The organism is Hydrocarboniphaga sp. FW305-C-57, from assembly GCF_058783045.1.
Genome location: NZ_JBYSYG010000005.1, coordinates 306513 through 328654 on the forward strand (window position 1 = coordinate 306513; position 22142 = coordinate 328654).

17 protein-coding genes and 1 pseudogene are annotated in these 22142 nt (G+C 67.3%); 13 read left to right on the forward strand and 5 right to left on the reverse strand.

Annotated features, from left to right (window positions below; all coding sequences use genetic code 11):
- Position 1: 1 nt before the first annotated feature.
- Positions 2–634, reverse strand: a pseudogene (locus AC3WUM_RS12810) (4'-phosphopantetheinyl transferase family protein); the annotation flags it as partial.
- Here AC3WUM_RS12810 and AC3WUM_RS12815 point away from each other — a divergent pair.
- Genes AC3WUM_RS12815 through AC3WUM_RS12825 form a run of 3 tightly spaced genes read left to right on the forward strand, consistent with a single transcriptional unit; the run spans position 565 to position 4435 of the window.
- Complete coding sequence (locus AC3WUM_RS12815) at positions 565–1929, forward strand: glycosyltransferase (protein WP_492410698.1); 1365 nt, start codon at positions 565–567, stop codon at positions 1927–1929. The pseudogene AC3WUM_RS12810 and the gene AC3WUM_RS12815 sit on opposite strands and share 70 nt — an antisense overlap.
- Positions 1926–2954 (forward strand): glycosyltransferase family 2 protein, encoded by a 1029-nt coding sequence (locus tag AC3WUM_RS12820; RefSeq protein WP_492410699.1) that lies wholly within the window; start codon positions 1926–1928, stop codon positions 2952–2954. Before AC3WUM_RS12815 ends, AC3WUM_RS12820 begins: the two co-directional genes overlap by 4 nt.
- Positions 2954–4435, forward strand: coding sequence for an oligosaccharide flippase family protein (locus AC3WUM_RS12825; protein ID WP_492410700.1), 1482 nt, complete (start codon positions 2954–2956; stop codon positions 4433–4435). Before AC3WUM_RS12820 ends, AC3WUM_RS12825 begins: the two co-directional genes overlap by 1 nt.
- A gap of 9 nt (positions 4436–4444) precedes the next feature.
- On the opposite strand, the gene AC3WUM_RS12830 is transcribed toward AC3WUM_RS12825, so the two are convergent.
- Positions 4445–5539 (reverse strand): glycosyltransferase family 2 protein, encoded by a 1095-nt coding sequence (locus AC3WUM_RS12830; RefSeq protein WP_492410701.1) that lies wholly within the window; start codon positions 5537–5539, stop codon positions 4445–4447.
- 285 nt (positions 5540–5824) lie between these two features.
- Between AC3WUM_RS12830 and AC3WUM_RS12835 the strand changes: the two genes are divergently transcribed.
- Together AC3WUM_RS12835 and AC3WUM_RS12840 are read left to right on the forward strand one after the other, a co-directional pair.
- On the forward strand, positions 5825–7582 hold the full coding sequence (locus AC3WUM_RS12835) for an FAD-dependent oxidoreductase (protein WP_492410702.1): 1758 nt from the start codon (positions 5825–5827) through the stop codon (positions 7580–7582).
- Positions 7579–8532 (forward strand): NAD-dependent epimerase/dehydratase family protein, encoded by a 954-nt coding sequence (locus AC3WUM_RS12840; protein ID WP_492410703.1) that lies wholly within the window; start codon positions 7579–7581, stop codon positions 8530–8532. The genes AC3WUM_RS12835 and AC3WUM_RS12840 overlap by 4 nt, the downstream gene beginning before the upstream one ends.
- A 63-nt stretch (positions 8533–8595) precedes the next feature.
- Here AC3WUM_RS12840 and AC3WUM_RS12845 read toward each other — a convergent pair whose 3' ends face one another.
- Both AC3WUM_RS12845 and AC3WUM_RS12850 read right to left on the reverse strand, forming a co-directional pair.
- A complete protein-coding gene (locus AC3WUM_RS12845) occupies positions 8596–9861 on the reverse strand; it encodes an outer membrane beta-barrel protein (protein WP_492410704.1) in 1266 nt (421 codons plus the stop codon).
- Positions 9862–9936: 75 nt separating this feature from the next.
- Complete coding sequence (locus AC3WUM_RS12850; protein ID WP_492410705.1) at positions 9937–10749, reverse strand: WecB/TagA/CpsF family glycosyltransferase; 813 nt, start codon at positions 10747–10749, stop codon at positions 9937–9939.
- Positions 10750–11300: 551 nt separating this feature from the next.
- Here AC3WUM_RS12850 and AC3WUM_RS12855 point away from each other — a divergent pair.
- From AC3WUM_RS12855 to AC3WUM_RS12890, 8 genes are read left to right on the forward strand one after another with little or no spacing between them, the layout of a single operon-like run.
- Positions 11301–12416 carry an SLBB domain-containing protein gene (locus tag AC3WUM_RS12855; protein WP_492410706.1) on the forward strand — a complete coding sequence of 372 codons (1116 nt, stop codon included), beginning with the start codon at positions 11301–11303 and terminating at the stop codon, positions 12414–12416.
- Positions 12416–13855 carry a GumC family protein gene (locus AC3WUM_RS12860; RefSeq protein WP_492410707.1) on the forward strand — a complete coding sequence of 480 codons (1440 nt, stop codon included), beginning with the start codon at positions 12416–12418 and terminating at the stop codon, positions 13853–13855. Before AC3WUM_RS12855 ends, AC3WUM_RS12860 begins: the two co-directional genes overlap by 1 nt.
- Positions 13856–13864: 9 nt before the next feature.
- On the forward strand, positions 13865–14737 hold the full coding sequence (locus tag AC3WUM_RS12865; protein WP_492410708.1) for a CpsD/CapB family tyrosine-protein kinase: 873 nt from the start codon (positions 13865–13867) through the stop codon (positions 14735–14737).
- 21 nt (positions 14738–14758) lie between these two features.
- Positions 14759–16183 carry an O-antigen ligase family protein gene (locus AC3WUM_RS12870; protein ID WP_492410709.1) on the forward strand — a complete coding sequence of 475 codons (1425 nt, stop codon included), beginning with the start codon at positions 14759–14761 and terminating at the stop codon, positions 16181–16183.
- On the forward strand, positions 16180–17124 hold the full coding sequence (locus AC3WUM_RS12875; RefSeq protein WP_492410710.1) for a glycosyltransferase family 2 protein: 945 nt from the start codon (positions 16180–16182) through the stop codon (positions 17122–17124). Before AC3WUM_RS12870 ends, AC3WUM_RS12875 begins: the two co-directional genes overlap by 4 nt.
- Positions 17124–18317, forward strand: a complete 1194-nt coding sequence (locus AC3WUM_RS12880) for a glycosyltransferase family 2 protein (protein ID WP_492410711.1) — start codon at positions 17124–17126, stop codon at positions 18315–18317. Before AC3WUM_RS12875 ends, AC3WUM_RS12880 begins: the two co-directional genes overlap by 1 nt.
- Positions 18317–19696, forward strand: coding sequence for a lipopolysaccharide biosynthesis protein (locus tag AC3WUM_RS12885; protein ID WP_492410712.1), 1380 nt, complete (start codon positions 18317–18319; stop codon positions 19694–19696). The genes AC3WUM_RS12880 and AC3WUM_RS12885 overlap by 1 nt, the downstream gene beginning before the upstream one ends.
- A complete protein-coding gene (locus AC3WUM_RS12890; protein ID WP_492410713.1) occupies positions 19693–20940 on the forward strand; it encodes a glycosyltransferase in 1248 nt (415 codons plus the stop codon). Before AC3WUM_RS12885 ends, AC3WUM_RS12890 begins: the two co-directional genes overlap by 4 nt.
- A 10-nt stretch (positions 20941–20950) precedes the next feature.
- Here AC3WUM_RS12890 and bcsZ read toward each other — a convergent pair whose 3' ends face one another.
- Entirely contained in the window at positions 20951–22135 is a 1185-nt protein-coding gene (gene bcsZ / locus AC3WUM_RS12895; RefSeq protein ID WP_492410714.1) for a cellulose synthase complex periplasmic endoglucanase BcsZ, read from the reverse strand.
- Positions 22136–22142 lie beyond the last annotated feature (7 nt).

The following is a 22142-nucleotide window of genomic DNA, read 5'->3' on the forward strand; positions in this document are numbered from 1 at the left end:
CTTCGACCTCGTCGAACTCGAGCCAGATGCCGGTGGCCGGGTTCACGCACTTGTGCACGCATTCCTTGATGCCGAACAAAGCGCGGCTCCAGCGTGCATAGCCGCCTTCGAGCGCGTCGATGCAGCGGCGTTCGCTTGCGCCGACGACGAGCGCGGCGGCGTCTGCTGGCAAGGCCGCGCAGGGTTCGATGTCGACGCCGAGCGCCGCGAAGCGCGCGCGTTCGCCGACCAGTGCGATCGCGTGTTCGGCGTCGTGCGCGAGGCTGCCGGTGTAATCCGCCGGCCACAGCGGAGCGCCCGATTCACCGCGTCCGATTGCGACCTCACGCGGTCCGCCGATGGCCTGCAAGGCCCGGCGAGCGAGCACGCGCGCGGCGATCGCCGCCTCGCGGCGCGAGGCATGGGCGATCGCCATGAGCGCCTCTTCACCGGGCACGGCGATCGTCGGCAAGCTCGCGATCGGAGCGAACAAGGCCAGTGCGCCGTCGAACGGCGTCCAGCGCTGCGCGGCACAGTCAGGCGCGGCCTTCATCACGGAATCCTTTCGTCGCAGGCGGGTGGGGCATGCGCGCAGATTACTCAAAGCCCGGACCCTTGAGCGCGTCCGCGACGCGGGTGGCGCCGGCGAACACATCGCGCCCGCTGCGGCTCGCGTTCTTCGTGCACAGCTTTCCGCTGCTGTCCGAGGCCTTCATCATCAACCAGGCCGCCGCGCTGATCGAGCGCGGACACGAGGTCGATCTCTACGCGATCTGGGGCCGGCTGCCGCACGCGCCCGGACAATTCCCGATCGCCGAGCGCGCCGGGCTGTTCGAGCGCTGTCGCGATCCGCAATTCGCGCGCGCGCCGCTGCAACGCATTGCCGGCGCGCTGCGCAGGCTGCCCGATTTCGGCGGCCGGCTGCGCCTGCTCGCGCGTTCGCTCGACGTCATGCGCCAGGGCCGCTGGGCCGCGAACCTGCGGCTGCTGCACGAGGCCGCGATGCTCTGCGATCGCGGTCCCTACGACGTCGTCCATTGCCAGTTCGCCGACCTCGCGCCGGTGGTGCTCAGGCTGCGCCGCATCGGCGCCTTCGATGCGCCCGTGGTCGTGCACGTGCGCGGCATCGACATCACGCGCAGGCCGCGCGAATTCGGGCGCGCGGTCTACGAGCGCATCTTCGCCGAGGCCGATCGCGTCTGGCCCAACTGTGAGCACTTCGCGCGCAAGGCGATCGCGCTCGGATGCCCGGCGGAGAAGATCAGCGTGTTCCGCTCGGCGATCGACCTGCGCGAATTCGCCTGGCGCGGCCCGCGCCGGCAGGCCGATGCCACGCTGCAGCTGGCCTTCGTCGGTCGGCTCGTCGAAAAAAAAGGCGTGATCCATGCGATCGACGCACTCCCCGAGCTGATCCGCGGAGGCATCGAAGCGCGGCTCACGCTGCTCGGCGACGGCCCCTTGCGCGAAGCCCTGCAGCGGCGCGTCGTCGAGCTGCAGCTCGAAAGCCACGTGCACTTTCTGGGCGCAGGCGGCCATGCCGAAGTGCAGCGCCTGCTCGATGCGAGCGATCTGCTGCTCGCGCCGAGCGTCACCGCGGCCGATGGGGACGAGGACGCGCCGGTCAACACGCTCAAGGAGGCGATGGCGATCGGCCTGCCGGTCGTCGCCACGCGACACGGCGGCATTCCCGAACTCGTGCGCGACGGCCACAACGGCGCACTGGTACCCGAGCACGACGCGCAGGCACTCGCGCAGGCGATCGCCGAGCTGTCGCGTCATCGCGATCGCTGGGAGCGTCTCGGCCGCAATGCGCGCGCGAGCGTCGAAGCCGACTACTCGCTGCACACCCAGACCGAGCGCCTGATCGCGCTCGACCGCCAGTTGCTCGCTCGCCGCGCGGACGGCGGCCTGGCGCCGTCCGATACCGCGCTGCAGGAGGTATTGCCGTGAACGCCGCCGACGTGACCATCGTGGTGATTCCGCGCGAGCGTTTCAGCGTGGCGCAGGATTCGCTCGAATCGCTGTTCGCGCAGACGCCGGCCGGTTATCGGCTGATCTACATCGACGGCAACTCGACGCAGCCGGTGCGCGATTACCTGCAGCGCGCACAGGCTCGGCACGGCTTCGAGATCATTCGCACGCCGTACTACCTGAGCAACAACCGCGCTCGCAACCTGGGCCTGGCGCTCGTGCGCACCCCGTTCGCGCTCGTGGTCGACAACGATTTGATCTTCGCGCCGGGCTGGCTCGATGCGCTGCTGCGCTGCGCGGACGAAACCGGTGCCGACGTCGTCGGCCCGCTGATCTGCGAAGGCGAGCCCGTGCACACGACCCTGCACTACGCGGGCGGCGAGTACGTGCCAGAAACCGAACTCGAGCGCTTCCACGCCAACGTCGACGAGCAGCGCGAACTGCAAGAGCGCCAGTTCGGGCTCAAGCAGCCGCTCGCCGAATGGAAGCCCCGGCTGCATCGCAAGCCGACCGGTTTCTGCGAGCCGCATTGCATCCTGATCCGCACGAGCCTGCTGCAGAAGCTCGGCGAGCAGCCGTTCGACGAAGCCATGCTCGCAACCAAGGAACACCTCGATTTCTGCATGAGCGTGCGCTCGGCCGGCGGCAGCATCTGGTTCGAGCCCGAGGCGCTCGTGACCTTCATGCTGCCGACCGCGCAGCGCCCGCTGCAGCTCGCGGATTGGCCGTTCTACCTGCTGCGCTGGTCGGATGAGTGGCAGCATCGCAGCCTCGATCACTTCCGCGGCAAATGGCGGCTTGGGCGCACCGATTTCCGCAAGCGCTACCTGGGCTCGGGCTATCGGCGCGAAGACCTCATGCGCACGCTGCTGCGGCGCATTCCACTGCTCGGCCGCTCGACGCGCTTCGTCGAGCTCGCGGTACGCGTGCTGCGGCGCATCGAGAAATTCTTCAACCGCCGCTACAGCGCCTGGTATCGCTGGCGGCATCCGCTGGCCGGCTAATGGACCAGGGCCTGCACGATCGCATCGCGCGCGGAACCGCCTGGGCGTTCGCCTCGTCGTGGGCGCGGCTGGCGATTTCGCTCGCCGCGTTCATGCTCATCGCGAGGCTCATCGGGCCCGAACGCTATGGCCTGAACACTGCGGCCGGCGCGTTCGCGGTGCTCGGCCAGGCGCTCGTCGGGCCCGCGGCCGGCGAGGTGATCGTGCAACGCCAGACACTGCAGGCGGAAGCGCAAACGGCTTACTTCCGCTTGTTGCTCATCGTGGGCGTCCTGATCGCCGCCGTGATCGCGGCGCTCGGCCCGCTCGCGGCGAAGATCAGCGGCCATGCCGAACTCGCCGCGCTGATGGCCGTGTACGCGCTGACGGTTCCGCTGACGGCCTTGCAGACCGTTCCCGAAGCCTGTCTGTCACAGAGCCTGCAATTCCGTCCGCAGGCGCTCGCGAGTGGCGCCGGCGTGATCGCGGGCAGCATCGTCGGCGTCACGCTCGCGTATGCGGGCTCCGAACTGTGGGCGCTCGCGGGCCTGCAGCTCACGCAGGCCGGCGTGCAGGCCGCGCTGCTCTGGCGCGGCGCGCAGTGGAGACCGACCGCAACCGCCGATCGCAGCGCCTTGCCGGGCCTGCTGCGCTACTCGGGCAGCTCGATCGGAACCCGGCTCATCAACGAGCTCGACGGCCAGCTGCCGAAAGTGTTCATCGGCGCGGCGCTCGGCAGCAGCGCGCTCGGGCATTACGCGCTCGCGCGGCGCATCTTCGATCTGCTCAAGGACGTGCTGATCGTGCCGCTCAACACGGTCGCCCTGCCCTCGCTCGCCAAGGCGCGCGTTCGCGGCGAAGACGTCTCGCAGCTGTTCGGCGGCGCCCTGCGTATCTCCACCTTCGTCGCGAACCCGGCCTTTCTCGGCCTCGCCGCGATCGCCCCGCTGCTCGTGCCGGGCCTGTTCGGCCGCGGCTGGGAGCCCGCGATCGGCGCGCTGCAACTGCTCGCGCTGCTCGGGTTGCGCAGCGCAGTCAACAGCTTCAACGGCGCGGCGCTGCGCAGCTACGGCCGGCCGCTGGCGCAGCTCAGCATCGCCATCGCGGGACTCGCGCTGCTGTGCCTGCTGCTGCCGCTCGCGACGCGCTACGGCCTGCTCGCGGCCGTCGCCGCGATCGTGCTGCGCGCTTATGCGCTATGGCCGGTTTCGGCGCTCATGGTCGAGCGGCTCGGCGTGTTTCCGGCGCTGCGCCAGTTCACCGTGGGCTCGCGCAGCCTGGCCGCGAGCCTGCTGATGATGGCCTGTGTCTGGAGCCTGTCGTTCTGGCTGGCGCCCGCGCTGCCGGCCTGGATGCTGCTGCCGCTGTGCATCGCGTGCGGCGCGCTGCTCTACTTCGGCGCGAGCTTCGCGCTCGCACCGGTGGAATTCCGCGAAGGCCTGCAGACGGTCTCAGGCCTGTTGCGACGCAAGCCGGTCGCTCGCACCACCGCTGCGGTCTGAAAAAAACGATCAGCTCGGCGGAGCCGCGGCGGGTTTCTCGGCAAGGATCGGATCGATGCGATTCGGCATTCGCCTGGGCATCGGCAAGGCCCGCAGCCATTGGCGACGCAGCAGCTTGAGGCCGGTCGGCACCTCGCCGCCGCCGATCACGCGCAGCAGCTGGCGCAGCACGCGATAGCTTCCGGCCTCCAGGCTCAGGCCGCGGCAGAAATACAAGAGGCCCTGCAACCGCCTACCCGTGCTTGCGTAGCGCACCGACAAGTCCCACAGGAAATAGCCGCGCTGCGCCTGACGCGACCAGTCGTGACGCATGCGTTCGTACCAGCGGCGCGAGTCCTTGCACAAGGAAGGGTCGTAACTCATGCGATCGGTGCGCCGTCGCGTGTCGAGCACGTAAAGCGGCTGCACCTGGCAGTGGAAACGCGCGCCTTCGCGTTCGAGCCGCAGCAGATAGTCGGTGTCCTGATTCACGCGCAGGCCCGGATCGAAGCGCACGCGCCTGCCGAGCTGGCCATCGAGCAGCAGTCCGCTCGACAGCACCGTGGCCTGGCGCCCCGCATAGACGTAATCCGCGATCGGCTGGCCCGGCCTCAGGACCGGCTGCTCGAGCGGCACGATGCCCAGACCGTCGTCGCAAGCCGGAGGACACAGCATGACGAGGTTCTCCGGGCCTGCGGCCTCGGCGTCGGCGAGCTGCAAGCGCAGCTTGTCGGCAAGCCACCAGTCGTCGGAATCGAGAAACGCGATGAAATCGCCGCGCGCCGCCTCGGCTCCGCGATAGCGCGAATAGCCGGCGCCTCCGCGCCGCGGGTTCGGCATCCAGCGCACGCGGCTGTCCTTGATCGACGCGACCATTTCGACGGTGCCATCGGCCGAGCCGTCGTCGACGATCAGCAGCTCGAGATTCGCGTAGGTCTGCGTGAGCACCGAGCGGATCGCGCGCGACAGCAGTTCGCAGCGATCGCGCGTCGGCACGATCACCGACACCAATGCGTTTCCATCGAACGGCATGCGAACCCCGCGCAGCGCGGCAGCGGCATTGACCGCCTGCGCGTCTTCGCGCGACATGCCCGAAGACGCAGCGGCTTCCCTTGCGTATTGCATTGCCAACAATCCCCATCCATGGACCAACGGCCGGACCAATTCCCTGTCGGATCAAGCACGCGCGATTGTTGTCGCCGCGGCGTCGCTGGATCGTCCTCCATCTAGCGAAAACCGTACCGTCGTCATGAGGTGTTCAGCCCGCGGTCGGCAACATCAACTTCCACGAGCGCACGCTGGCGCGCTTCATCGGTGTACGTAAAATCGGCAAGCCACATCGGACGTGGCGACCGCTTTCGACGCGGTCGGAATCGATCTGGAAAAAAGCAAGAAAAGGGACTTTCGAGCATGATTCTCGACACCGCCAACGGCAGCGACGGCTGCGCAGACGGCCAGGTACTCGCAGCGGACGTTTGCATCGTCGGCGGGGGCGCCGCCGGTATCTCGATGGCACTCGCGCTCGCCGACAGCGGGCTCGACGTGCTGCTGCTCGAAAGCGGTGGCCTGCAGGCCGAGGAAGACAGCCAGGCCTTGTACGCGGGCTCGGTGACCGATCCGCTCATGCACAGTCCGCCCGATCGCTATCGTCAGCGCCGTTTCGGCGGCTCGACGACGATCTGGGGCGGCCGCTGCATGCCCTTCGATGCGATCGATTTCGAAGCGCGCGACTACATCGCCGACAGCGGCTGGCCGATCGGCATGGACGCGCTGCTGCCGTTCTATCCGCAGGCCAACCGTCTCTGCGAGGCCGGCGAGTTCTCGTACAAGGCCAGCGAAGCATTCACACGATCGCTCGCGCCGATGATCGCGGGTTTCGATTCGCCACATTTCACCGACGACACGCTCGAGCGCTTCAGCTGCCCGACCAATTTCGGCGAGCGTTACGCGCACAGGCTGCAGGCTTCGCAGCGCGTGCGCGTGCTGCTGCACGCCAACGTCACCGAGCTGCATCTGAACCCTTCGGGCCAGAGCGTCGAATCGGTCAGCGTGCGCAACCTGGCCGGACGCTCGCTGCGCGTCGAGGCGCGCTGGTTCACGCTGGCCTCGGGCGGGCTCGAAGTGGCGCGCCTGCTGCTCGCGAGTCGCGGCGTGCAGGCCAACGGCATCGGCAACGAATACGACGTCGTCGGCCGCTACTACATGTGCCATATCGCGGGCACCGTCGGCACACTGCACTTCGATCCGAGCCGCAGCTCGGTCTTCCACGGCTACGACATCGCCGACGACGGCACGTATTGCCGCCGTCGCCTCGCGCTGACCGCGCAGACCCAGCGGCGGCTCGGCATCGGCAACTTCGTCGCGCGCCTGCACCATCCGCGCATCACCGATCCGGCGCATCGCACCGGCATCCTGTCGCTGCTGTATCTGGCGCGCGCCTTCATTCCTTACGAGTACGGCAAGCGCCTGCACGGCGAGGAGGCAGCGAGCTTCTCGACCTGGATGCAGCATGCGCGCAACGTGCTGCTCGATCCCTGGGGAACCGCAGCGTTCCTGCTGCACTGGCTGCGCGATCGCACGCTCGCCGAGCGCAAGTTTCCGTCGATCATCGTGCATCCCCGGCGGCCGCGTTACAGCCTCGACTTCCATGCCGAGCAGGAACCCAACGCGCAAAGCCGCGTGACGCTCGCGCCCGACGTCGATGCGCTCGGCATGCCGAGGCTGCACATCGACTGGCGCTACACGCGCGGAGATCTCAGCACCGTGCAGCGCTCGCTGGCGCTGCTCGCCGACGACCTCCGCGCGAGCAGCGTCGGTCGCTTCGACTACGATCCCGATACCGTCGAATACGAAATGACGCGCTACGGCGCTTACGGCGGCCACCACATCGGCACCGCGCGCATGGGCAGCGATCCACGCAAGAGCGTGGTCGACGCCGATTGCCGCGTGCATGGCGTCGACAATCTCTACGTCGCGAGTTCGGCGGTGTTTCCGACCTCGAGCCAGGCCAATCCGACCTTGACCGTGGTTGCGCTCGCATTGCGCCTGGCCGCGCATCTGCACGCGCAATCGCGGCGCGTGGTGCCGCTGTTTCCGCTCGAGGCGCGCGCTGCGCCAGCGGAGGCTTCAGCGAACATCGGTTCCGATTCGATGAGGGCGGTCTCGTGAGCCGCCGCCGCATTCTCGTGCTCGGCGCCGATGGCTTCATCGGCCGCCGCGTGCTCGCCGCACTCGCGAACACCGACTGGGCCCAGCCGGTCGCCGCGAGTCGGCGTGCAGTGGCCGCGCCGAGTCAGGAGCGTATCCAGCTCGATGCGACCGACGAAGGCGAACTCGGCTCGGCCTTGCGCAGCGTCGAAGGCGTGGTCAATTGCGTCGCCGGCAATGCCGACACCATCGTTCGCAACGCACGCGCCTTGTTCTCCGCGGCCGAGCGCAACGGCAAGCCGCGCATCGTTCACCTGAGCACGATGTCGGTCTACGGTTCGGCCACCGGCGAAGTGCTCGAAACCACGCCGCTGCGTGGCGACCTGGGCGCTTATTCGGCCGCCAAGCTCGACGCAGAAGCAGCCGCCGCGGGCTACTCGCGATCGGTGATCCTGCGCCCGGGCTGCGTGTACGGTCCCGGAAGTCCGCAATGGAGCGGACGCATCGCGCGCTGGCTGCAATCACGCCGCATCGGCGATCTCGGTGCGGCCGGCGACGGACTGTGCAATCTCGTCCATGTCGATGACGTCGTGCAGGCCGTGCTGCGCAGCCTGACCGAAGCAGTCGAGGGCGAAGCCTTCAATCTCTCGCTGCAGGCGCCGCCGACCTGGAACGAATACTTCGTGCGATTCGGCCGCTCACTCGGCAGCGTGCCGGTAGCCCGCATCACGCGTCGCCGGCTGAAGCTCGAAACCAGGCTGCTCGCGCCACCGCTCAAGGTTGCCGAGATCGTCGGCCAGCGCGTCGGCCTCAGGGATCTGCCACCGCCGATTCCACCGTCGCTGCTCGGGCTCTGGAAGCAGGACATCCGGCTCAACGTCGACAAGGCCGATCGGCTGCTCGGCCTGCAATGGACGCCGCTGCAGCAGGGGCTGGACGAAACCGCGGCCTGGTACCGGTCGGCCGCCTAGGCCAGGTGAGCGGTTACCGCGAGGCTCGGCCGCCTGGACCGAGCCATCTGCCCTGCTCGCGCTTCAGCTGTTGGGCTCGTCGCCGAAGTGCGCGCGCAGTTCGAGTCCGACGAGCGTATTGCTGAAGCTGTCGTCCTGCGAGGTCGAGTCGCGATCGCGATAGACCACATAAGGCCGCAGACGCAGCCAGCGCAGCACGTCGTAGTTGAGTTCGAAGCTGCCGTTGTTGAGCCGGTCGTCGCGATTCTGGTCGAGACCGTTGTTGCCGAAATCACTGCGCGTATAGGCGTAGCGCGCGGATATCGACATCTTGGCGGTGGCCTGCCAGTTCACGCCCGCCGAAACGCCCGTGTCGATCAGCGCATCGGTGCCCGCGACGAAGTTGTCGATGCGCCGGAACACTTCGAAATTCGCCGACGTCTTCGGACTGAAGATGCGCGTGTAGCCCACTGCGCCCGTGAAGCCGTCGACGCGATCGTCGCGCTGGTCGGCGCCCGGCACATCCTCGTTGCGCGAGAGCCGTCGCTGGGTCGCGCCGAGTCGCAGATTGAAGGTATTGAAATCGGCCACCGCATAGTCGGCGGTCAGCTGCAGCGAGTTTTCGTTGTAGCTCGTCGCGTCGACACTGCCGGTGTAATCGCCCTTCACGTACTGGGCGAGCAGGCCCGCGGTCAGATGCGAGAGCCCGGTGTATTGCAGCGCCAGCTGGCCGGCGCTTTCGTCGAGCTGGAACTCGGGGTTCTCGGGCAGCGGCAGCTCGGAGCGATAGCGCCGGGCGCCGGCTTCCACGCGCCACTTGGGCGTGACCGCCAGGCCGATGCGTCCACTCAGGGTGCGATCGAACTGCTGGCGCAACTCGGAGGCCTGGATGTCGGCGAAATTGCCGACGCGGCGCTCCTGCCGGTACTGCAAGAGGCCGTCGACGATGCTGCCGAGCTTGAAGTCGAAGATGCCGCCGAGCAGATGCTCGTCGTGATCGATGTTGCTGAAGTAATCGTATTCGAGCCGGCGTCCTTCGGCGGTCAGGCTCAAGGCCTGCTGGCCGAACTGGTAGCGGCTGCTGAGTCCGGCCAGATACATCAGCACGTTGTCGTCCTGGCGCTCGCTGCCGGTCTGCTCGATGGCCTCCTGCCTGCCCGAGACCTCGAACAGGTTCGACTGATGCTCGTAGGTGACCGCGGTGTACGGCATCAGATCGAGCTGCGCCCGGCTCTCGAACGGCCAGGCCATCGCGGCGAGGCTCACCGGCAGCAGGACCAGTGCCGTGCCGCTCCGATCGGTTCTCTTCAGGCATCCACGAAACCTTGAACGCGGGGTCTTGTTACGCACGTAGCCTCGATCGGATCGGCTTTCGGAAAAGATTGCGGAAATTCGGTCAGTGAAATCCCGCGGCGGCTGCCGGTCTCAGGCGGCCTTGGCGGGTGCCAGTTCGAGAGCCGTGGAATCGGAGGCCTGGATGGCTGGGATGGTCGTCTCCGGATTGCGCAATTCGAAGCGCGCCGAACGTACCAGCGGAAAAATCCGCAGACCGCGCACGAGATAGCGATGCGCCATGCGTTGGGGATTCTGCGCGAGCCGGTGCAGCCACTCGAGACCGCAGTGCTGCATCCAGCGCGGTGCGCGGCGCTGCTCGCCGGTCAGGAAATCGATCGACGCGCCCACGCACAAGGCCAGCCCGCGCGCGACGCCGCGCTCGCTCAGGCGCTGGGCCACGATCTCCTGCTGCGGCGAGCCGATCGCGAGCAGGCAGAAGCGGAATGGGCTGTTGACCTCGATGAAGCGCAGCGTCCGCGCCACTTCCTCGGGACTGTTGATGAAACCCATCGGAGGATTAAAGTGCACCAGATGGCGCAGGCCGTAGCGCTCGCGCAGCAGATCGGCGCGCTCGCTGCTGCCGCCGACGAGCACGAGCTTGTCGTCGGGCCTCACCACCTCGGAGAACAACTTCGCGGTCAGGTCGCTGCCGGTGCAGACCGGCAGGCGCAGGCCTCGCAGCCATCGCAGCAGCAGGGCGATGAACCGGCTGTCGAGCACCACGAAGCTGGCCTTGCGGTAGGCCTCGCGCAGGCGGCCGTCTTCTTTCAGGCGAATCAGATGATCGGCGTTCGGCGTGACGACATAACCGTAGCGCCCGTCTCCGAAATCGGCGGCCGCGCCGGTCGCGCGGGGCAGATCGAAGTCGTCGATATAGACCGCGTTCTGAGCATCCTGGGTCATCTGCCTTCCTTTGCAGTTGCAAACGCCATCCTGGCGTCGGGTATGCGCCGAGCGTTGAATTTCGAAATCGAGAATTCTTGGCTAAATCGGAATCGACCAGCGGCCTCCCGCCGCCTGTCCGCACCCAGGCGGCGAGAACCGTGTAATTCAAATTTCGTCGCATTCTGCGCAACAAAATTTGCTGAAAACTGAACGTGAACGCAATGTCATATTCGGGGTTCCGGAGGAAGGCGCCCAGGACTTTTCTTGGCTTTTACAGCCTGACTGAACAGTCAGGCATCGTTAACCTGCGTTATTCATAAATGAGGCGGGAGTCATCGAAGGCGGCATCAATCGGATGAACGACGAACTGGCCGGCAAGGCCGGCGAGTTGTTCCGCATGCTGGCCGACTCGATGACACGTCGCACGAATCTGTCTAGTGGCGCACGCGAGCTCAGGGACACTCCGCGGGTTGCCAGTTCGGGTGAGGGTTCGGGTGAAGTTTCGGTGGTTCGGGCGGCCTCCGGCCGCCCGGTTCAGTGGCATCAACGACGCTTGGAAGGACAAAGGCATGGAAGCCAAAGGGGTGATCGCCGTGCGGGGTTGCAGGCGCATGGCTTGGGTGCTGTCGCTGTTCATCACCACGATCGCGTCCGCTCAGGACATTGGCTACGGGGATGACGCGCTTGCCTCGGTGGCGAGTGTCTCGCAGGCCGCGGCGGTCGGCGCTTCGAAGCCGGCCGATCGCTTCGGCACGTTTCAGTTCGACACCGGGCTCGATACGAGCCGCGTGAGCATGGCGCAGGGCGTCGCGTCCGCACCGAATGCCGCGGCGTCCGTCGTGTCCAGCGATGCGGCGGTCAGCGCTGAAAGCGCGGCGGCGACGCCGCCTACCGGCATCCAGGCCGCTCCGGCCGAATTCGAGGCACTCGGCGTTCCGTCGCCAGCCGCGGCTCCGCAAGCGGTGTTGCAGCTCGGTCCGGGCGATGCGGTGACGGTGCGGGTCTTCGGTCGTCCCGAGTTCGACACCACGAGCTACGTCGGCGAAGACCAGAATCTCAACGTGCCGCTCGCGGGGCCGGTTCGCGTCGGCGGGCTGTCACCCTCGGCCGCCGCGAACAAGATCGCCGCAGCGCTCAAGCAGGGCGAGTACCTGGTCGATCCGCAGGTGAGCGTCACGCTCGAGCAGTTCCGCAGCCAGCAGGTATCGGTGCTCGGCGAGGTGCGCACGCCGGGTCGCTTCGCGCTCGAATCGAAAACTTCCGTGCTCGACATGCTGGCGCTGGCCGGCGGCGTCAACGAGATCGGCGCCGACGTGATCTATCTGATGCGGCGCTCGGCCGACGGGCAGATGCAGAACCAGGCCATCGATCTCAAGAAGCTCGTCGGCGGCAACGCCTCGCAGTTCTCGGTTTCGCTGCAGGGCGGCGATTCGATCTACGTGCCGAGAGCCGAGCAGTTCTACGTCTACGGCGAAGTGCAGGCTCCGAACATGTACCGCCTCGAGCCGGGCACGACGGTGGTCCAGGCGATCGCGCGCAGCGGCGGACTGACGCCGCGCGGCAGCGACAGCCGCATCGAGATCCGCCGCAAGAACAGCAAGGGCCAGTACCGAGAGTTTTCGGCCAGCCTCGGCGACACCGTCGAGCCCAACGATGTGATTCGCGTCAAGGAGCGCATTTTCTGATGTCGGATCGAAACCTTCCCGTTCTCTCGTCACCGTCGAGCCCGGCTTATCCGTACGCGGCGATTCCGGAGCACTACGCGCATCCAGGCATTTCGCTGAACCAGCTGTTCGCCATCGTCTGGGCGTATCGCAAGTTCACGCTCTACACCGTCGTCGGCTTTCTGGTGCTCGCGGCGGCGATCAGCAAGCTGATGCCCAAGAGCTACGACGCCACCGCGACGCTGATGGTCGATTACGAAATCAACGATCCACTCGGCGGACGCGAGTTTCCGACCAGCATGATCGGCAGCTACATGGCCACGCAGACGCAGCTCATGCAGAGCCCGGCGGTGCTGCTGCCGGTGATCGAAAAGCTCGGCCTGCGCAACGACGAGGACTACACCGCCGGCTTCAAGGGCGATGCCTCGATGCTCGACGAATACATTCGCAGCCAGCTGACCAAGAAACTCACGGTCGAGAAAGGCGATTGGGGCAGCCAGCTCATCAACATTTCGTATTCGGCCGAATCGGCCAAGCAGGCCGCGCTGGTCGCCAATACCGTCGCCGACGTCTACGCCGAGCAGCAGTTCATGCGCCTGACCGGCCCGGCGAGCGAGCGCGCCGAGCGCTACAAACGGCAGCTCGACGAACTCAAGGGCAACGTCGACACGGCCCAGGCCAAGCTCACCGAGTTTCGCCAGCGCACCGGCATCGTCGACTCGGGCATGTCGGTCGACATCGATTTCGAGCGTCTGTCGAGCCTTGAGCAGCGCCTGCTCGAAGCGCGCGAACAGCGCCGCATCGTCGAATCGCGCAACGTGGGCGACCAGGCCGTGCGCGATGCGACGCTCGCATCGAGCTCGATCCAGTCGCTCAAATCCGAACTCGCCACCCAGCAGACGCGCCTTGCCGAACTCGGCACCACGCTGGGCCCCAAGCACCCGCAGGTGCTCGAGCTCAAGTCGCAGATGGCGGCGACACAGCGCGCGCTCGATGCCGAAATGCAGATCTACCAGGGCAACGCCTCGAGCCAGATCGGCGCGGCGCGCTCGCTCGAAGGACAGCTCAAGGCCGCGGTCGATTCCGAGCGCGCCAAGGTGCTCGAAAAGCGCCGCCTGCAGGACGAGGGCGCGCACTACGAGCGCGAACTGCAGACCGCGCAGACGCTCTACCAGCGCGCGGTCGACGGCTACGACCAGATCGTCATGACTTCGGGCGGACGCTACAACAACGTGCGCTTCATCAGCCGCGCTTCTCCGCCCGTGAAGGCGAGCAAGCCCAAGCCGCTCGTGAACATCGTGCTCGGGCTCATGGCCGGACTGTTCTTCGGTGTCGCCGGACCTCTCGTCTACGAACTGCTGAATCGCCGCGTGCGCACGCGCGACGACCTCGACCGCGACTTCGGCATTCCGGTGCTCGCCGAATTCGATCGCGTTCCCAAACTCGCCGGTGCCCTTTAAGCCAAGCCCATGAGCGCCTCCAACGCCGTCACCAACAACGAAGCCGAGCTCGACGCCGAGCGCCAGCTCGAGCGCGCCCTGATCCGGCTGCTCGATCTGACCGACGACAAGATCGCCGCGATCCTCGACCATCAGCGCGAACACGACGTTCCCTTCACGGCCGCCGCGATCACGCTGGGCCTGGCGACGCAGGAGGATGCCGACGCCGCCTGGGCCAGCAGCCGCAAGATCGTCGTGATCGAGCGGCGCGCGCTGAGGCCCGGCCCGCAACTGATCCTCGCGCACGATCCTTTTCATCCGCACAGCGAGAAGATCCGCGCACTGCGTACCGAGCTGCTGCTGCGCCACGAGAACGGCAACCGTGCGAACGCGATGGCGATCGTGAGCCCGAAGCCTCGCGAGGGACGCTCGGTGCTCGCCGCCGAGCTCGCGATCTCGTTCGCGCAGCTCGGCAAACCGACCCTGCTCGTCGACGCGGACCTGCGTCATCCGAGCCAGCATCTGCTGTTCGGCGCCGACAACCAGCACGGCCTGTCGCAGGCGATCACGAGCAGCGATGCGCCGCACATCCACCCCGTCGAGGGCGTGGCGAATCTCGGCGTGCTGACCGCGGGCGCCGCGCCCGACAATCCGCTCGAACTGCTGTCGGACGGCCGTCTCGAAACGCTCGTGCGCAGCTGGCGCCGGCGCTACGACCACGTGATCATCGACACCGCGCCGGTCTCCGAATACGCCGATGCGCTCGCGGTTTCGACCGTGGTGGGCCGCGTGGTGGTGCTCGGCCGCGCCCAGCACACGCCGTACAAGGCCACACGCGACCTGCTGCGCCGTCTCGCGGCGACGCAGTCGCAGATTCTGGGCGCCGTCATCAATCACTTCTGAGGCGCGTTCGACGCGAGCCCGATGCAGATCGCAGCGGACCAATACGACAGCGCACCGCAGCAGCCGACGGGCCATTCGAAGCGCTGGATCGACGATCGCCGCTGGGCCATGCCGGTGGCGATCGCGACCTGGACGCTGATCGTGATGATGGTGGTGCCCGACGGCTTCAACTATCACAACCTGTCGACCTCGGCCGCGCCGTCTTCGGGCAGCGCGATCAGCCGCCTGCTCTGGCTAGGGCTGCTCGGCTCGGGCGGACTCGTGCTGCTGTGGCGCTCTTCGCTGGGCTGGCTGCTGCTGCGCTGGGTCAACCCGTTCTTCCTCGCGTTCGCGGCGCTGGCCTTCTGCAGCGTGCTGTGGTCGATCGAGCCCGGTGTGAGCTTGCGGCGCATGATCCGGCTGTTCGCGGTGATCGGCGTTTCGGCGATGTTCGTGCTGCTGGCCTGGCATCGCCGCCGCTTCCAGAACGTGATGCGTCCCTTGCTCACGGTGCTGCTCGCGGGCTCGATCCTGTTCGGCCTGGCATTTCCGCACCTGGGCATCCACTCCGAATCGAACGCCGAACTCGCGGGCGCCTGGCGCGGCCTGACGGCACACAAGAATTCACTCGGCGCGCTGGCCTCGCTCGGTGCGATCCTGTGGTTCCACGGCTGGCTCACGCGCGAGGTGCGCCTGGCCGTCGCCCTGCCCTGCGGGCTCATCGCGCTGACCTGCCTGGTGCTCGCGCGCAGCTCCACCGCGGTGGTGACGACGCTGTTCGTGATGATGTTCCTGGTGATGCTGCTGCGCACGCCGCAGAACCTGCGCCGCTACATGCCCTGGGCGGTGAGCCTGTTCGTGATCGCGCTGCTGACCTTCGCGGTCGCGGTGCTGCGCCTGGTTCCGGGCATGGACGTGCTGCTGCAGCCCGTGGTCATGCTGACCGGCAAGGACCTGACCTTCACGGGCCGCAGCGAGATCTGGCAGATCATCAACGAACACATCCAGTTCGCGCCGATGCTCGGCTCGGGCTACGGCGCCTACTGGATCGGGCCGATGCCGCATTCGCCGTCGTACGTGTTCCTGTCGCGCATGTATTTCTACCCGGGCTCCGCGCACAACGGCTATCTCGAAGTGGTGAACGACCTCGGCTTCGTCGGGCTGGCCTGCCTGCTCGGCTACCTGTTCCACCTGATCGCACAAAGCCTGCGGCTGCTGAGCGTCGATCGATCGCAGGCCGCCTTGTATCTGGCGCTGTTCTTCCAGCAGGCCATCTCGAACCTGTCGGAATCGCATTGGCTGCATGCGATGAGCGTCGATTTCGCCATCGTCACGCTGGCGACGTTCTCGCTGGCGCGCGATCACCTGGAGCTGCGGCTGCGACATTATTTCGGTTTCGCGCCACCCGCGACGCCGATGCCGGCCAGCGCTGTGGTGTCGCCGCTGTCACGGAGCGCATCACGATGAGCCCGACGGCCCAGGCAGCGAGCCCGGCGGCGCAACAGAACGTCAGTGTCTGCATCGCCACCTACAAGCGCAGCGAGCGGCTCGCGCTGCTGCTCGACGATCTCGCCGCGCAAACGCAGCTGCCGACGGAAGTCACCGTGGTCGACAACGACGAGCAGGCCAGCGCGCGCCCGACGGTCGAATCGCGGCGCGCGCAGCTGCCGTTCGCGCTGCATTATGAAGTGCAGCCGCTCAAGAACATTTCGATCACGCGCAATCGCAGCGTCGCGCTCGCGAGCGGCGCCTGGCTCGCCTTCATCGACGACGATGAGCGCGCGCCTGCAGCGTGGCTCGCGCAACTGCTCGAGGCCGCGCAGCGGCACGGCGCCGATGCGGTGCTCGGCCCGGTCGAGCCGGTGCTGCCCGCCGATGCGCCGGCCTGGATCCGTCACGGACGCTTCTACGACTGGGCGCGCATGGCCACCGGCAGCCTCGTGCCGCGCAACCAGCTGCGCTTCGGCAACGTGCTGATCGAAGGCGCGTGGCTGCGTGAGCGTGCGTTCGCGTTCGATCCGGCGTACGGGCTCACGGGCGGCGAAGACGGCGACCTGCTGTCGCGGCTCGCCCAGCACGGTGCGCGCATCGTCTGGTGCGACGAAGCCGCGGTGCACGAGCCGATCGAACGCTCGCGACTGTCGCTGCGCTGGCTGCTGCGGCGGGCCTTGCGCGGAGGACAGGATTTCGCGCGGCATACCGTCGCCGGACGCTACGGCGATATCGGCCTGGGCGGTCGCCTGCGCTTCGTCGGCCGCGCGCTCGCGCAAGCGCTGGCAGCTGGAGGTCTCGCGCTGCTGCTGTGGCCACTCGGCCACCATCACGCGGCCTTCTGGCTGACCAAGCTGTCGGCCAATCTCGGCAAGCTCTCGGTGTTCTGGGGCGCCCACTACCGTGAGTACGCCTGATGCAAAGCGATCTGCCTGAAACCCTCTTGCATGCGCTGCTGCTGGTCGTGGCGCTGCCCGCGCTGCTGTCCTGCGCCTACCTGTTCATGCTGACCCTGCTGTCGCAGAAGCCCGCGACGCCGCCGCGGTCGTCGAGAACGCTGCGCTTCGACGTCGTCGTGCCGGCGCACAACGAGGCGCTGGTGATCGAACGCACGATCGCGAGCCTGGCGGCCCTCGACTGGCCGGCCGATCGCTATCGCATCCTCGTGGTCGCCGACAATTGCAGCGACGCCACCGCCCGGCTCGCGCGCAAGGCCGGCGCCGAAGTGCTCGAACGCAACGACGCGCTGCGCCGCGGCAAGGGCTATGCGCTGCGCCACGCCTTCGAAGCAAGCCGCCAATCGGGCCGGGCCGATGCGGTGATCGTCATCGACGCCGATGCCGAAGTCTCCGCGAACCTGCTCGAAGCCTGCGCCTCGCGCATCGAGGCCGGCGCCTCGGCCGTGCAGGTGCACTACGGCGTGCTCAACGCGCTGTCGTCCTGGCGCACGCGGCTCATCGCGATCGCCAAGGGCGCGTTCCACATCGTGCGCTCGCGCGCGCGTGAGCGGCTGGGCCTGTCCTGCGGACTGCGCGGCAACGGCTGGTGCGTGACGCATGCGCTGCTGCGCGAAGTGCCCTACGAGGCTTATTCGCTGACCGAGGACATCGAGTACGGCATCATCCTCGGCATGGCGGGCCACCGCGTCTGGTACGCCGACGAGGCGCATTCGAATGCCGAGATGGTGTCCGAGGAAGCCACCGCGCGTTCGCAGCGCCAGCGCTGGGAAGGCGGCCGCTTCCAGATGATTCGCGCCAAGACCCTGCCGCTGCTGCGCGCGAGCCTGCGCCGGCGCAGCAAGCTCTGCTTCGACCTGGCCTGCGATCTGCTCGTGCTGCCCTTGTCCTACGTGGTGATCAACGTCTGCCTGCTGCTGATGCTCGCGGGCCTCGCGAGCCTGTGGTCCGACGAATATCTGCCCTGGGTCCACGCGGCCGCGGCCTGCAGCGTGTCGCTGCTGATCTACGTGCTGCGCGGCTGGCAGCTCAGCGGCACCGGCGCACAAGGCCTGCGCGATCTCGCGCAGGCCCCGCTTTATCTGGTCTGGAAGCATCTGATGGTGACGCGCCGACGCTCTCCAACCGAGTGGATACGCACGGAGCGCAAGTAGTGAGTCAGGCCCAGTCCTTGTCGACCGATGCGATTTCAGTGGAAGCCGGCGTACCCGGGCCCGATGCGCCCACCGTTGCGGCGCCGAAATCCAAGTCTCTGTTCGTGCGCATGCTCAGTGGAGCGGTGCTCGATCAGGCCTTGCTCTCGGCCGCGAACTTTCTCGTCGGCCTGGTGTTGATCCGCCATACCAGCGACTTGCAGTACGGTTATTACATTCTCGTCACCAATGCCTTTCTGCTGCTGACTTCCCTGCAGAACGCCTACATCGCCCCTGCCGTGGTCACGCGCTTCACGCGCCTGCCCGAAGGCGAGCATGCGCAGGTGATCGGCTCGATGTTCCACGAGCAGCGCGGCGTGCTGCTGCGCGTGCTCGGGCTCGGTCTGCTCGCGAGCCTGGGCCTGTGGTCGGCCGGCGTGTTCGATTCGATGACCGGACCGGTGCTGGTCGCGGCGATGCTCACCGCGCTCGCGGTGATGAATCGCGAGTTCTTCCGCATCGTCATGCTCGCTTACCGACAGCCCGGGCAGGTGCTGCGCAGCGATGTTCCGTACGTGGTGCTGCTGCTCGCGGGCGCCTGGATCGCCACGCAGACGGCGCTGCCGGCGACCGTCGCGGTGGCGAGCATGGGCGTCGCCGCGCTCTGCGGCGGACTGTGGCTCTCGCATTCGCTGCAGCGCCATCGGCCATGGAAGCCGATTGCGGGCAGCGGCATGCTGCGCCAGATCGCCCCGCTCGGCCTGTGGTCGGTCGCCGGTGCCGCGATCCACTGGACCTTCAGCCAGGGCTACAGCTATCTCGTCGCCGGCGCGCTCGACGTCACCGCGGTCGCCGCGATCGCCGCCACGCGCCTGCTGATGATGCCGGTGAACCTGCTGTCGACCGGCATCACCTCGCTGATGATGCCGCTGACGACCGGTTGGGTGCACCAGCACGGCTTGTCGTTCGCGATGCGCCGGCTGCTGCTGTTCGCGCTCGCGCTCGCGAGCGCGGCGCTGTGCTATTTCGCGGTGATGTGGCTGCTGCGCGACTGGATCTTCAGCGAGGTGCTGCGCAAGCAATTCGCCGATCGCGACCCGCTGCTGCTGATGTGGTGCGCGATCTTTTTGCTCATGGTCATGCGCGACCAGATCATTTTGCTGCTCGTCGCGCGCGAGCGCTTCCGCGACATGAGCTCGCTGAGCTTCGTGAGTGCGCTGGTGTCGATCGCGGTGAGCTGGTGGGCGATGCACCACTACGGGCAGATCGGAGCGCTCGTCGGCATGCTGATCGCCGAGCTCGTGAACCTCGGCGGCATCGCGCTGCTGGTACTGCGCGAGCGCCGCCGGTCCTCGCACCTGGACCCGATGTCCGGCATCAGCGCCGGGGTCGCCAAGTGAATCCGCGCCCTCGCCTGCTGTTCGTCACCGACGTGTTTCCGTTTCCGTTCGACCGCGGCCAGCGCATCCGCGTCTACAACCTGCTGCTCGCCTGTGCGAAGCACTACGAAGTCAGCTTCGTCGGCCCGGCACCGCAGACCGAAGCCCAGGCGCAGAAACTCGCGGGCCTCTGCGCGCATCGACATTACGTGGATGCCGGAATCGATGCGGATTCCGGTATCGATCTCGGCGTCTGGCTGCAGGCCTTGCGTGCGGCGCCTGGCATACGCCGGCCCGCGACCGTGCGCGAATACCTGCGCTATGCGCGCGTGCTGCGCGGGCTGAAGCTCGACGACTACGACTGCATCTGGGCCGAACGCCTGCCGTTGTCGCGCCTGTTCGGCGGCTCGCTCGCGGCCAGGACCATCGTCGATCTCGACGATCTCGAGCACGTGAAGCTGCGCCGATCGCTCGCCCTGCAAGCCTCGCCGCTCGCGATGCTGCGCGGGCTCTACCGTTATCTGCTGTATCGCCACGGCGAAGTCCACGCCTCGCGCCGCTTTCGAGCCGCGCTGGTCTGTTCGGACGACGATCGCCGCTACCTCGCCGAGCGCGGCTACCGCAACGTCGCGGTGGTGCCGAACGGCACGCTGATTCCCGAGCAATTGCCCGCGCGCGTCGCCTCGCCCGGACCGTTGCGGCTGGTGTTTCTCGGCAACCTCGGCTATCCGCCCAATCTCGATGCCGTGCGCCATTTCGCCGACGACATCCTGCCCGTGCTGAACACGCGGCAGGCCGATCTGCGCTTCGACGTGATCGGCCCCGGCGCGGACGAAGCACCCGTCGACACCCTGCGCGATCGCGTGCACTTTCGCGGCTTCGTCGACGATCTGAGCCTGGCCTTCGCCGAATACGATCTGTTCGTGGCGCCGCTGCGCGTCGGCTCGGGCACCAAGCTCAAGATTCTCGATGCGATGTCGCGCCGCCTGCCGGTGGTGACGAGTTCGGTCGGCGCCGAAGGACTCGATCTCATCGACGGCCAGCATGCGCTGATCGCCAACACGCCCGAGGCTTTCGCCGACGCGATCCTGCGCCTGCAATCCGATGCGGCCCTACGCGAGCGCCTGGCCAACAACGCGGCGACGCTCGTGCGCAATCGCTATGGCTGGGATGCGATCAATAGGGACACCGCCCGGCTGCTCGAATCGCTGCAGCTCAAGGACGCGGCCACCGGCGCCTGGAGTTCCGGCTCGCGCTCGGGCTAGGCCAGAGCGCTCAGCCCGCCGCCGGCTTGTTCGCCCAGGCCGGCTGCAAGCGGCCGTTTTCGTCGAAGCGGAAGCGCTTCTCGATCCAGCCGAGCCCGAACAACACGAGCACCTCGTCGTAATAGTTCGCCTTGTTCGTGGCCCAGGCACGGCTGCGTTCGCGCTCCATGCGCGACTGCACCTGCTTGCGCAGATCGTCTTCGCCGAGCGCCTGCAGAAACGGCAGGCTCGCGGCCATGAAACCGTTCGGCGTCCAGTCCTGCGGCACCGCCTGCCCGGTTCGTGTATCGACCTTCTCGGGCGGCACGCCGTTCTTGCGGATCACCTCGGCGAACGGACGCAGCAGCTGCAGTTGCTCGGGGCCGTCGCGCTCCGACATGCCGGCCCACAGGTAGACGCGGATCGCGTCGTAGCTCGCGGTCGGCCGATCCGGATCGGCTTGTACGCCGCCGCTGGTGTCGAGCGTGATCAGGTCGGGCGCGACGCCGGCCTGGAAAATCTTCGGCGAGCGCGTCATGTAGCCGTCGAGGATCGAAAACCATGGGCCTTTCGGATCGACGGTGCCGAAGTAACGGAACTGGAACGGCGGCACGTAGCACGGATCGAACTTGAAGCGTTGCTCGTCGATGCGGAATCCATAGGGCGCAGGCAGCAGCACGGCGCCGCCCACAACGCCGGTCACCACTTCCTGCGCCGCGATCTGCGCGAGCAGCTTGCGGCCGATCGCCTCGTACTCGGGCGCATTCCAGAGCCGCGCCGCTTCGAACAGCGAATACGCGGTCCACAGATCGCCGTCGGCCGCCGAGTTGCCGTCCTTGACGCCCCAGCTGCCGTCGTCCTTCTTGCCCCAATGCCAGGCCGGCAGCTTGTCGCCGAGCGCATTGCCCGCGAGATTCTCCGAAGTCCAGCGCAGCACCTGGTCGAAGCGCGCGCGGTCGTTGGCGACGAGCGAGAAGAACAGCGCGTAGGACTGGCCTTCGGAGGTGCTCTTCTCCTCGAAGGTCCAGTCGATCAGTCGGCCGTCGGCCTGGATGTAATGCTCGGCGAAGCGGTTCCAGTCCTTCCAGCCTTCGGCCGACGCTGGCGCATCGGAACGCGAACCGCTGCAGGCGGCGGTGAGCAGCATCGCGAACAGCAACGCGCACTGGAGCTGGAGATGACGTAGGCGCGACTGGCGTTTCGATGAAGAATTCAAGCGGAGC